This is a genomic window from Ralstonia sp. R-29 (assembly GCF_049913345.1).
In the GTDB taxonomy this organism is placed as follows: domain Bacteria; phylum Pseudomonadota; class Gammaproteobacteria; order Burkholderiales; family Burkholderiaceae; genus Ralstonia.
This window is the reverse complement of sequence record NZ_CP184377.1, coordinates 1,826,028-1,836,784: the sequence shown is the minus strand read 5'-3', so window position 1 is coordinate 1,836,784 and position 10,757 is coordinate 1,826,028. Positions and strand designations below refer to the sequence as shown.

General features: G+C 63.2%; 11 protein-coding genes. 10 read left to right on the top strand and 1 reads right to left on the bottom strand.

The genetic code is table 11. The annotated features are described in order from the left end of the window. The first annotated feature begins 4 nt into the window (after positions 1-4). The 8 genes from wecC (at position 5) to ACN9M1_RS08560 (ending at position 7,876) form a co-directional block, all read left to right on the top strand. Positions 5-1,267, top strand: a complete 1,263-nt coding sequence (gene wecC / locus ACN9M1_RS08595) for a UDP-N-acetyl-D-mannosamine dehydrogenase (RefSeq protein WP_426393584.1) — start codon at positions 5-7, stop codon at positions 1,265-1,267. Between the two features lie 3 nt (positions 1,268-1,270). Then, the gene (locus ACN9M1_RS08590; protein WP_426393583.1) at positions 1,271-2,584 is read left to right on the top strand and encodes an oligosaccharide flippase family protein; all 1,314 of its coding nucleotides are present in this window, start codon (positions 1,271-1,273) and stop codon (positions 2,582-2,584) included. Beyond that, positions 2,577-3,365: a glycosyltransferase family 25 protein gene (locus ACN9M1_RS08585; protein WP_426393581.1), complete on the top strand. Its 789-nt coding sequence runs from the start codon at positions 2,577-2,579 to the stop codon at positions 3,363-3,365. The genes ACN9M1_RS08590 and ACN9M1_RS08585 overlap by 8 nt, the downstream gene beginning before the upstream one ends. Next, positions 3,362-4,651 (top strand): hypothetical protein, encoded by a 1,290-nt coding sequence (locus ACN9M1_RS08580; protein WP_426393580.1) that lies wholly within the window; start codon positions 3,362-3,364, stop codon positions 4,649-4,651. Before ACN9M1_RS08585 ends, ACN9M1_RS08580 begins: the two co-directional genes overlap by 4 nt. Further along, complete coding sequence (locus ACN9M1_RS08575; RefSeq protein WP_426393578.1) at positions 4,648-5,727, top strand: glycosyltransferase family 4 protein; 1,080 nt, start codon at positions 4,648-4,650, stop codon at positions 5,725-5,727. Before ACN9M1_RS08580 ends, ACN9M1_RS08575 begins: the two co-directional genes overlap by 4 nt. A gap of 38 nt (positions 5,728-5,765) precedes the next feature. Beyond that, positions 5,766-6,500, top strand: coding sequence for a heparin lyase I family protein (locus tag ACN9M1_RS08570; protein ID WP_426393576.1), 735 nt, complete (start codon positions 5,766-5,768; stop codon positions 6,498-6,500). Beyond that, on the top strand, positions 6,497-7,255 hold the full coding sequence (locus ACN9M1_RS08565) for a WecB/TagA/CpsF family glycosyltransferase (RefSeq protein ID WP_426393574.1): 759 nt from the start codon (positions 6,497-6,499) through the stop codon (positions 7,253-7,255). Before ACN9M1_RS08570 ends, ACN9M1_RS08565 begins: the two co-directional genes overlap by 4 nt. A gap of 198 nt (positions 7,256-7,453) precedes the next feature. Continuing rightward, positions 7,454-7,876 (top strand): phosphatase PAP2 family protein, encoded by a 423-nt coding sequence (locus tag ACN9M1_RS08560; protein ID WP_426393573.1) that lies wholly within the window; start codon positions 7,454-7,456, stop codon positions 7,874-7,876. A gap of 289 nt (positions 7,877-8,165) precedes the next feature. Here the strand turns inward: ACN9M1_RS08560 and ACN9M1_RS08555 are convergent, their stop codons facing one another. Continuing rightward, the gene (locus ACN9M1_RS08555; protein ID WP_426393571.1) at positions 8,166-8,732 is read right to left on the bottom strand and encodes a hypothetical protein; all 567 of its coding nucleotides are present in this window, start codon (positions 8,730-8,732) and stop codon (positions 8,166-8,168) included. 307 nt (positions 8,733-9,039) lie between these two features. Between ACN9M1_RS08555 and ACN9M1_RS08550 the strand changes: the two genes are divergently transcribed. Then, positions 9,040-10,056, top strand: coding sequence for a sulfate ABC transporter substrate-binding protein (locus ACN9M1_RS08550; protein ID WP_426398777.1), 1,017 nt, complete (start codon positions 9,040-9,042; stop codon positions 10,054-10,056). A 30-nt stretch (positions 10,057-10,086) separates the two neighbouring features. Further along, entirely contained in the window at positions 10,087-10,710 is a 624-nt protein-coding gene (gene ssuE, locus ACN9M1_RS08545) for an NADPH-dependent FMN reductase (protein ID WP_426398776.1), read from the top strand. Positions 10,711-10,757: the final 47 nt, after the last annotated feature.

The window sequence follows — 10,757 nt, the reverse complement described above, 5'->3', positions numbered from 1 at the left end:
CCACATGGCTTTTGAAACCATTTCTGTTCTTGGGCTCGGCTATATCGGCCTGCCGACTGCTACCGTTTTCGCATCACGCAAGCTCAAGGTGATTGGCGTTGACGTCAACCCACATGCGGTGGAGACAATCAATCGTGGCCAGGTACACATCGTCGAGCCTGATCTCGACATGTTGGTGCAGGCGGCCGTGTCGCAAGGCTATTTGCGTGCGGTCATGCAGCCCGAGCCAGCCAACGCGTTCCTGATTGCCGTGCCCACGCCGTTTGACGATCAACGCAAGCCGAATCTGTCGTACGTGATGGACGCGGCGCGCGCCATTGCCCCCGTGCTCAAGCGCAGTGACCTGGTGGTGTTGGAGTCCACCTCGCCGGTCGGCACGACCGAGCAGATGGCGCAGGTGCTGGCCGAGGCGCGGCCGGATCTGAGCTTCCCGCAGCAGCGTGGCGAGCAGTCGGATATCCGCATTGCGCACTGTCCGGAGCGGGTGCTGCCTGGACACGTGTTGCGCGAGCTGGTCGAGAACGACCGCGTGATCGGCGGCATGACGGCGCGCTGTGGCGAGGCGGCGCAATCGCTGTACGAGGTATTCCTGCGCGGCAACTGCCACCTCACCAGCGTGCGTACTGCCGAGATGTGCAAGCTCACGGAAAACGCCTTTCGCGACGTCAACATCGCCTTTGCCAATGAGCTGTCGATGATCTGCGACGCGCTGGACGTGAACGTGTGGGAGTTGATCCAGCTCGCGAACCGGCATCCGCGCGTTGATATCCTCCAGCCCGGTCCGGGCGTGGGTGGGCATTGCATTGCGGTGGACCCGTGGTTCATTGTCGACTCCGCACCAGAGCGTACTCCGCTCATTCGCGCGGCGCGGTCGGTCAATGACCTCAAGCCGGGCTATGTGGTGGACCGCATTCGCCAAGTCGCTGGCCGCCTGAAGAACCCGGTGATCGCCTGCCTGGGATTGGCCTTCAAGGCCAATATTGACGACCTGCGTGAGAGCCCGAGCGTGGATATCCTGCGCGCGCTGCTGCAGGCAGATGTGGGTCGCGTGCTCGTGGTGGAGCCGCATGTCAAATCGCTGCCGCCCGAGCTCGCACAGGCAGAGTTGACCGATCTGCCACAGGCGATGGCCCACGCTGACGTGATTGTGCTGCTGGTCGACCACAAGGCATTTGCCGGGGTGGATACAGACCGCCTCCAAACCAAGGCAGTGATCGACACACGCGGCATGTGGTCGTCCAGGCGGGCGACACTGGCACGGGTGTAAGCCATGCGTGTGCTGCGCGGTCGTTTGCGGTTGCCGTCATTGGGCCGCAACTTTGTCGCCATGGTGATGTGGCAGGCCGGCACCTATCTGGTGCCGCTGCTGACGTTTCCCTATCTGACGCGCACGCTGGGCGTTGAAGCCTACGGCGCGCTAGGCATCGGTATGGCGGTGTCGACCTATGCGCTCATCTGGACCGACTGGGGCTTCAACCTTAGCGCCTCGCGTGCGATTGCTCAGATGCGTCAGGATCGGGAAGCCGTTACCGCGCTCTTCTGGAACACGCTGATGGCAAAGGCAATTCTGGCACTGCTTTCCCTGATGGCATTGCTGTCGGCGCTGGCATGGTTGGCTGCGTTGCCCGGCTTGCGTGCGGCCGCCGCGGTCACGCTGGCGTGCTGGCTGTGCGTGCCGGGCAGCGTGCTTTGCGTGTCATGGCTCTTTCAGGGGTTGGAACGCTTTGAGCTGTTTGCCACCGTCACGCTGGTGGGCAAGCTACTGACCTTGCCGATGACGTTCTGGTTGGTTCGCGGGCCTGACGATGCGTGGATTGCTGCATCGGTGCAGGCCGCTGGCGTGGCTGTCACCGGCGGGTTGTCGCTTTGGATGGTGCGCAGGCAGCGCTTGGTGGGGCCAATTGCGGTGACGTGGACGGGCATGCTGGCGCAGTGGCGCGGCGGGTGGCATGTCTTCGTCTCCACGGCATCGGTCAGTCTGTTTGCGGCCAGCAATATCGTCATTCTGTCGGCGACGGTGGGTGCGGTGGGCGCCGCGTTGTATGCAGCGGCAGATCGCCTCAAGACGGTGGCCAATCTGATGCCCGCGCAGATCAATACTGTGTGCTACGCACGCGTCAACACCTTGTTTGCCGCACATCCGGACCAGGCGGCCGCGCTCACGCGTCGGGCGCTGGCTGCCACGGTTGGCGTTACGTTGGTTGGGGTCGTTGCCGTCTGGACGTTGGCTTGGTGGGCGGTGCCCTGGGTGCTGGGGCGCGAGTTTTCCGGTGTGACGCCGGTCCTTGCATGGCTGACGCTGGGTACGTTGTTCGGTAATGCAGCGTACTTGCTCGGCTTGCAGGTACTGCTGCCTTTCCAGCGCGCAGGCCTGCGGACGGGCGTCATGTTTGCCGCCGGGGTTTTGAACCTGGCGCTGGCGGGCGCCTTGAGCCTTCGTTGGGGTGCGACCGGCGCAGCTGCCGCCATTGTGCTGGCAGAGGCGGCCATTCTCGTGGCCTTCGCCTGGACGATCCATCACACACCGGCCATGCGCGCACATCTCTGGCGCCGTCCGCCGGTAGCGGGAGTGGCCCATGCATGACATCTATATCGTGTCGCTCGAGCGCGCGGGCAGACGCGAGACCATTGCGCGCCAGTTGGCGGCGTTCGGCCTGCGCTACCAGTTTTGCGATGCCGTGGACGCGCAACAACTATCGCCCGAGCACATCGTAGCGGTGCATGACGCGACAGCAACCCATCTCCGTTACGGACGCGGACTGACGGATGGCGAGGTGGCCTGCTTCCTGAGCCACCGTGCAGTGTGGAACCGAATCGTCAGCAGTGGGCGGCCGGGTATCGTGCTCGAAGACGATGCATTGCTCATGCCGGGCTTCGCGCGGCTGCTTCGGGCGTTGGACGATCATGACGAGGCCCGGTTGCCAGACGTCCTCCTGCTCGGGCGCTCGAAGCTCGTACGACGGCGGCGGTGGTCTGTGGCGTTCTACGAGCCGCTGCGCAACGTAGTGCGTATCGCCGGTTTCAGTATCGGTGCGCCATTCAAATTGTGGACTTCGGGTGCGGTCGGCTACCGGCTTACCCCGGCTGCTGCTGCGCGCATGGTGCAGGCCTGCTCGCATCGCATGACGGCACTGCTGGATGATTGGCCATACCACGCCATGGCCGCACCGGTGCGGGTGGCAGAGATACGGCCCTACGTCGTGTGGGAGGACTACGAGCGCATCAGCAGCTCGCTTGAGCCAGAGCGGCAACGGCTGAGCGGGGCACGAGGGCGCGGATGGCGGGCCGTTGTGCTGCCACCGTTGCGCGTGGGGCGTGCATTGGTGCGCTGGTTGTGGGTGCTGTCCCTGCGGATGGTCGGATGACAGTCGTGCTCCCGTTTCACGCGTCGCCGACATTTCTCGCGCCCGCGCGCGCGCCCAGTGCGGCCCTGCGGCAGAGCATCTACCGGGTACTGTGCGTGGGGATATCGCTGGGGCCCGTGGCGGACTTTCTTTCGGTATGGGCCGGGGGTGGCGTGGCAGGGGCTGGGGCGCGCGTGTCGTTGCTGCTGCGCGCGGCAGTGACGGTGGCATTGTTCGGCCTGTTGTTGTCTCGAGGCCGGCTTTCGCGTGAAGGGCTCCGCCTGGCATGCGCCGCGCTTTACTGCGTGGTCGTGGCGGCCTGGTTGTGGGCCGATTCTGTGTACGCCGCCGGGGCACTGTTCGAGCAGATGGTGTTCGTTGTCAAAGTGTTCTCCGTATTCGTCTACGGCGCGGCCATGGCTACACTAGACCCGCGAGAATTTCGTGTCGTTGGCGTGCTGGGAGGGGTAACGCTGGCCGTCTACGCGGCAGCCATTCTGGCAGGAGCGGGGCTGTCCATCGACATGTTCCGCAGCTATCAGGCTGACGTACAGATCCGCTCGGGCTACAAGGGCATCTTCGTGGCACAGAATGAGGTGTCTGCACTGATGGCAGTCGCGCTCGCCACCGCTTATCTCTTGGTCTTGCGAGGTGGCTGGAGCGCGTATCGCGCCGCGTTCGTCGGTGTGGTGGTGCTGGCCTCGATGTGCGTTGGCACCAAGGCCGCCATCGGCAACGTGGCTTTAATGACGTTGGCCTACCTAGTCGCGCAACGTGGCTGGCATGGGGCGGTCTTGCCGGCTCTGGCGATTCTGCTGGTCGGTCTGGCCGTCATGTTTTCCGCCTATGGGCTGGTGCCTTCCGTGCGCGAAGCTGCTGACGTGACCTTGGCCTATTTCACGGATCGCTATCAGCCCGGCAACGCCGACAGCGTGGTCGGCATGGTGGCCTCTGGGCGCAACGTCAAGTTGCTCGAGGTGTGGCAGACCCTTGCACAGTCCATCTGGCTGCCGCTGCTGGTTGGCGGGTATCCCGCCGCATCGTATCTGGTGGAGATGGATTTTCCCGACCTGGCCATCGTCCTGGGCTTGCCTGTCTTGACGATCTACCTGGTGGCGTGGTGCGCACCGTTTCTTACACGAACAATCCCAGTAACGCATCGCCATGACCTCTATGGACGGCTCGTCTTGGTCATCCTGTTGCTGCTCGCCAATCTGGCCGGCCACGTGCTTGCGTCGGGCGGCGTTGCGCTGTATCTGGCGCTGCTCGGGCAAACGCTGCGGCGCGGTGCGCGGGGCGAGGTATGACCATGCGAACGGTCTTGCATGTTGGTCCGGGGTATGGGCAGCGCGGCGGCGTGGCCTCCGTCATTGACGAGGTCTGTGCATGGCAGCCTGCGTTTGCGCAGGCGGGTATTGCCGTTATGCATTTTCCGACGCACGGTTTTCGCTCCATGGCGGGGTTGCCATTGTTCTTGCTGCTGGATGTGCCGCGCTTTCTGGTCCATTTGTTGCGCGTGGAGGTCGTGCACTTGCACGTCAGCGCCCGGGGCTCACTGGTGCGCAAGCTGTGTTTGTTCACGTTGGCGCGTCTGCTGCGCAAGGCCACCGTGTTTCACGTTCACGGCGGTGATTTTCCTGACTACATGCAGCGTTTGCCGGCGTGGTTGAGCCGCGTGGTCCTCCGCTGTATCGATGCATGCGACGCGGTCGTGACCGTGTCACACCCCATGGCCGAGGCGTTGCGCCAGCGCTGTAGCGTGCGCGAGCCCATTCGCGTGATTCCAAACACGGCGGCTGCCTTCGAGCAGCGCTTTAACACGTCGCGGCCCACTGCGCCCGCGACGGGCTATGTGCTCTTTGCGGGCCGGTTGACGCGGCAGAAAGGTCTGGATGAATTGCTGCAAGCCATTGGCATCCTGCGTGCACGCGGCTGCGCGCCCCGGCTTTGTGTAGCAGGTAGTGGCAACCTGACACACTGGATGCGGCGGGCGCACGACCTGGGCGTTGCCGACCTGCTGACCTGGGCGGGCTGGGTGGAGGGGCCGGAGAAACAACGCCTGTATCAGGACGCTGCGCTTTTCTGCATGCCAAGCCACCATGAGTCGTTCGGGATCGCCGCGCTGGAGGCGATGTGGGCAGGTCTTCCCGTCATCGGTACGGACGTTGGCGGGTTCCCAGACGTTGTGGTGCGTGGCGAAACCGGCTGGTTGGTACCGGTAGGCGATGTTGTTGCGATTGCCGATGCCGTGCAGCATTTGCTGAGCGATGCAAATGCCGCCCAGCGCATGGGTATGGCGGGGCGGGAACGTGCCGCCCAATACTTCTCTTCCCGAGTTGTTCTGCAGCAATACATTGCGTGCTATCAGGAGATCGGCCGATGACACCGCGGCGGCTGTGCTTGATGTTTGCGGCAATGCTGGTGAGCCATAAGCCCCTGGCCGCAGCCGCAGAACGACTGCTGTTTGAAACCGACTGGCGCGCAGGAGTTGATGTGCGCCTCGGTGTGCAAGCCGCCGCGCCCAGCGACGTTTGGGTGGAACACGCTCTCGGCATGCAGATGCCGGCGCACCGCTTGCATGTGCGCATCCGGCGCGATGCCGATTTCAGTCGCGTTGCCAATGGCGCGCCGCGCGCGGAAGCCGTGTTTTCCAACGTGGCGCGTTTTGCGTCGGGCAAGCGCTACGTCATTGCGTGGCAGACGTGGATTCCTCCGGACTACTCGCTCGACGGCATGCACACGGAAATCATGACGCAAATTCACCAACGCCAAGCCAGCGGTCCGCCGCCGGTCATGCTCACGCTCACCGGTAGCCAGTACACCATTTCCGTGCGTGGCGGTGTGCATACGCAGCACGGCGCAGGCGTTGCAATCTGCTGTGCTGACGCTGACCGCGGCAAGTGGGTTACGTGGAGGCTCGACTATCAGCCCGACAGCACTGGCAAAGAGGCCCTCACCGTACTGCGCAAAGGAGGGCGGGTCGTCTATGACGGTGCGGGCAGGCCGAACGCTTATCCGGCTGAGAGCCAGGCCTATCTCAAGATCGGCCTGTACGACCCGGACCATTGGCAAAAGGCGCCCGAAGCCGTTATCAGCCGCACGCTGGTCTACGGTCCGGTGCGCATTCTCGAAATCACGCAAGAGGGGAAACCATGAACGAGGCACGCTACGGTACGCCGAGCCATCTGTTTGGTGCCAAGTTTCACGCCATCGGCATGCAAGACACCGTGCACTGGATCGATACGCGTATTTCGGCCCGGCGTTTTACACAGCATGTGGTGATCAACGTGGCCAAGCTGGTGTCCATGCAGAAGAACGCGGCGCTGGCAGAGTCAGTCAACGGGTGTGACATCGTCAATGTGGATGGCATGGGCGTGGTATGGGGCGCGCGCTGGCTTGGCAAGAGCGTGCCCGAGCGCGTGGCCGGCGTAGACCTCTTTGAAGAACTCATCGCGCTGGCAGCCAGCCGTGGGTATCCGGTGTACTTGCTCGGTGGCGTGGAGGGCGTTGCCGATGCCGTAGCCGTGCGCCTGCGGGGGCAACACCCGACCCTGCAGATTGCCGGCATCCACCACGGCTATTTCTGGGAGGACGAGGCGGCCATGGTGGACACCATCCGACAATCTGGCGCCCGCATGCTGTTTGTGGCGATCACGTCGCCCCGCAAAGAAGTGTTCATTCAACGCTGGCGCACGGGCCTGGGGGTGGATTTCGTTATGGGCGTGGGCGGCACGTTTGACGTGGTGGCAGGGCGTATCAAGCGCGCGCCACGGTGGATGCAACGCACGGGGCTGGAGTGGCTATTTCGGCTGGCGCAGGAGCCCCGTCGGATGTGGCGCCGGTACCTTGGCACCAACGCCGTGTTTGCCTGGATGCTGCTCAAGGCCAAGACTCGCCGCACCCGGAGCTGATGCGTGGTGTCGTGGACATCGATCACCCATCTTGGGGATATCGCTGTACTGGTGCCTGCGGCACTCGCAGTTTCGTTGGCCATCGGGCAGCGGGCCGGGCTACGGTCGACCGTGATCTGGTTGATGGCCGTGGGTGGAGCGGGTTTTTTCGTGTTATGCAGCAAGCTGGCGTTCATGGGGTGGGGCATCGGGAGTGCCATGATGGATTTCACTGGGTTCAGCGGCCACGCCATGTTTGCGTGCCTGGTGCTGCCGGTCGTGGCTTGGCTGCTGGCGCCGGGCGCGTCCTTGCGTTGGCAGTGGGCGGCTGCTGTTGCCGGCGTGGGGCTCGGGCTGAGCGTTGCTTACTCCCGCGTGCATTTGCATTACCACTCTCTGGCTGAAGTGGTGGCGGGTGTGGTGCTAGGGCTGGTCGTTGGTGTTGGTTTTCTGGGCATGACGCACTGGCGGCGAGAGTGCAGCCCTGCGGCGGCAGCCGTGATGCTGTGTGTGCTCATGCTCATGGGGGTTCAGCACGGCGAGCGCACCCCCACGCAGGGCTGGCTCACTGAATTGGCAGTGGCGCTCTCGGGCCACCGCACGGCCTATACGCGAGCCGATCTGCAGGCTGGCGGTCTCTGAGCAAATGGGCGCAGCACCCTCATACCTCCTTGAGCGCATGAACGACCCTGCTGTGGCATCGCTAGGGAAACTTCGGCTGCTCGTGCTATGGGCGGTAACTCGGTGCAGAGCGTGTCTCTGGGCATGTACCGCACGCTCGGATCTCAATGGTCTCAACTTAAACCAACCGGCCTCCTCGAAAGCCGGGGCGGTTCATTCAACGCTCGGCTACGTCAGTCCGATGCCGTTTGAGCAAGCTTGAGAAGCTTAAGTCGGTGTCCACTTAACCGGCAGCAGCCCAAGTTTGAATTCATGCATCGCCGAGGGCGTGGTTCGCTTTCATGCCGGCACGGCTGGCTTCCCTCAAGACCTGATTCACCTGCCGGATGAATCGCCAGTGAACAATCCAGAGTGGCAAGGCCAAAACCCCCGCTATCGAGCCCACGTCGTTTGGGAGCAAAGAGATGATCTGTGCGGTGCACCAGCCCATGCCGGACACCATGCCGAAACGCTGGAACGGATGAAGCGCACGATTGTGTTGCGCCTCTCTCCGTAAGGAATTGGCCACGTTAGCGATGATGAAAAAGTCCTCAACGAAGTTGTAGGGCAGCAGAAACATGAGCCAAACACTTCGCGGGGATGCCGTTCGCGCACTCGGGCGTACCAAGGAAAGGGATCGAAAAAGATCGCGGCAATACAGAAAGATCAATGTGAAAAAAGCGATCACAAGGACGGCGCCCCAGAACACGCCAAGCAACTCAACTTCCTTGAAAACGCCGCCAGCTGCGGACGCGTTGAAGAATGGGTAAGCCAACGCGTATGCCACCGGAACGGTGAGTGCGATCTTGATAAGGACGAGGAGGGCGTTTCGGCTCATAGGCTCCAGGGCTGTCGATGCGGGTGAAAGTGCAATGCTATCAACTTGGCGGTGCCTATAGGACGGTCTTCGCCAAGACGCACCCAATCGGTCTGATGGCGCAGGACGGCCAAGAGGCGGTTAAGTTTGGTTTGCACGGCCGGGAGTGGGACGCCGAGGGGCCTGCAGATCGGTGACATGACGGGCGTGCCTCTATATGCAAAAACCGATGAACATTCCCTGAATTCATTCGTTCCCCGTACAAGGCCCGCTCGGTAGTCTTGCTCGTATTCCAAATCCATCAAAGATAAGAAACGGAGTCAGCAAGATGATTCGCAAGTTTGTGTTTAGCACCATTGCGGCTGCCATTGTGGTGGGGGCCACGGTGCATGCGGTAGGTGCGCACGCGGCAACGACGCTGCTGAACGTGTCGTACGACCCGACGCGCGAGCTGTACAAAGAGATCAACACCGAATTCGCCAAGCAGTGGAAGGCGCAGACGGGTGAGGACATCACCCTGCGCGCGTCGCACGGCGGCTCGGGCAAGCAGGCCCGCTCCGTGATCGACGGGCTGGATGCCGATGTGGTGACGCTGGCCCTCGGCTACGACATCGACGCCATTGCCGAGAAGGGCCTGACGGGCAAGGACTGGCAGAAACGCCTGCCGCACAACGCGTCGCCGTACACGTCGACGATCGTGTTCCTGGTGCGCAAGGGCAACCCGAAGGGCATCAAGGATTGGAACGATCTGGTCAAGCCGGGCATTGCCGTCATCACGCCTAACCCGAAGACGTCGGGCGGCGCACGCTGGAACTACCTGGCCGCGTGGGCGTATGCGCTCAAGCAACCGGGCGGTTCGGACGCGACGGCCAAGGATTTCGTGCAGAAGCTCTACAAGAACGTGCCGGTGCTCGATTCGGGTGCGCGTGGTGCGACCACGACGTTTACCGAACGCGGTATCGGCGACGTGCTGATCGCGTGGGAAGACGAGGCGCTGCTGGCCGCGCGCGTGGAAGGCAAGGACAAGTTTGACGTGGTGGTGCCGTCGATTTCCATCCTGGCCGAGCCGCCAGTGGCGGTGGTTGACAAGGTGGCCGACAAGAAGGGCACCCGCAAGGCAGCGGAGGCGTATCTCAAGTTCCTGTACACGCCGCAAGGGCAGGAGATCGGCGCGAAGAATTTCTACCGCCCGACCGACCCGGCTGTGGCCAAGAAGCACGAGAGCGAATTCCCGAAAGTGAAGCTCGTGACCATCGACGACACGTTCGGCGGCTGGCAGAAGGCGCAGAAGACGCACTTTGCCGACGGCGGCCAATTTGATCAGCTCTATCAACCGGGCAAGTAAGCCCAAGCAACCCACAGGTGTGTCCGCATCATGAGCATTCTCACCATCTCCGGCAGCCCTTCGGCGCAATCGCGGTCTGCGCGCTTGCTGGGCCACGTGCGTGCGCAGCTCGAGCGCGCCGGTGAGACCGCGGACCACCTGGACTTGCGCAGCCTGCCGGCTGATGCGCTGCTGGGCGCGCAGGTGTCCGACCCCGCCATCGCTGATGCGGTGGCGCGGGTGGAAGCGGCAGGCGTGGTGATCCTGGCCACGCCGGTCTACAAGGCCGCCTACAGCGGCCTGCTCAAAACGTTTCTCGATCTGCTGCCGCAGACGGGGCTGCGCGACAAGGTCGTGTTGCCGATCGCCACCGGTGGCAGCCTCGCCCATACGCTGGCGATTGACTACGCGCTGCGTCCCGTGCTGACGGCGCTGGCGGCCAAGTCGATCCTGCCCGGCATCTTTGCGGTCGATTCGCAGATCGTCGTGGAAGACGATGGCGTGGTGGTCGATCCATCGCTGCAACAACGCTTGGATGATGGCGTGGAGCGCGTGCACCAGGCCCTGGCGTTGGCACGGCACCCGGCCGTGGCGCAGGTGATCGTTTCCAGCCGCAGCGCGGTGCGCGCCACGTTCCAGGCTCCCGACGCGGACCGAATGCGATGTCTGGCCTGATGCGCTGAGCGCATCCCGGTTCTCCACGTTTCCTGTTGTTGTCATGC

Excerpts from the sequence above, each read along its gene's own strand:
- wecC (WP_426393584.1), top strand. The coding sequence starts at position 5 with ATGGCTTTTGAAACCATTTCTGTTCTTGGGCTCGGCTATATCGGCCTG.
- ACN9M1_RS08590 (WP_426393583.1), top strand. The coding sequence starts at position 1,271 with ATGCGTGTGCTGCGCGGTCGTTTGCGGTTGCCGTCATTGGGCCGCAAC.
- ACN9M1_RS08585 (WP_426393581.1), top strand. The coding sequence starts at position 2,577 with ATGCATGACATCTATATCGTGTCGCTCGAGCGCGCGGGCAGACGCGAG.
- ACN9M1_RS08580 (WP_426393580.1), top strand. The coding sequence starts at position 3,362 with ATGACAGTCGTGCTCCCGTTTCACGCGTCGCCGACATTTCTCGCGCCC.
- ACN9M1_RS08575 (WP_426393578.1), top strand. The coding sequence starts at position 4,648 with ATGACCATGCGAACGGTCTTGCATGTTGGTCCGGGGTATGGGCAGCGC.
- ACN9M1_RS08565 (WP_426393574.1), top strand. The coding sequence starts at position 6,497 with ATGAACGAGGCACGCTACGGTACGCCGAGCCATCTGTTTGGTGCCAAG.
- ACN9M1_RS08560 (WP_426393573.1), top strand. The coding sequence starts at position 7,454 with ATGATGGATTTCACTGGGTTCAGCGGCCACGCCATGTTTGCGTGCCTG.
- ACN9M1_RS08555 (WP_426393571.1), bottom strand. The coding sequence starts at position 8,732 with ATGAGCCGAAACGCCCTCCTCGTCCTTATCAAGATCGCACTCACCGTT.
- ACN9M1_RS08550 (WP_426398777.1), top strand. The coding sequence starts at position 9,040 with ATGATTCGCAAGTTTGTGTTTAGCACCATTGCGGCTGCCATTGTGGTG.
- ssuE (WP_426398776.1), top strand. The coding sequence starts at position 10,087 with ATGAGCATTCTCACCATCTCCGGCAGCCCTTCGGCGCAATCGCGGTCT.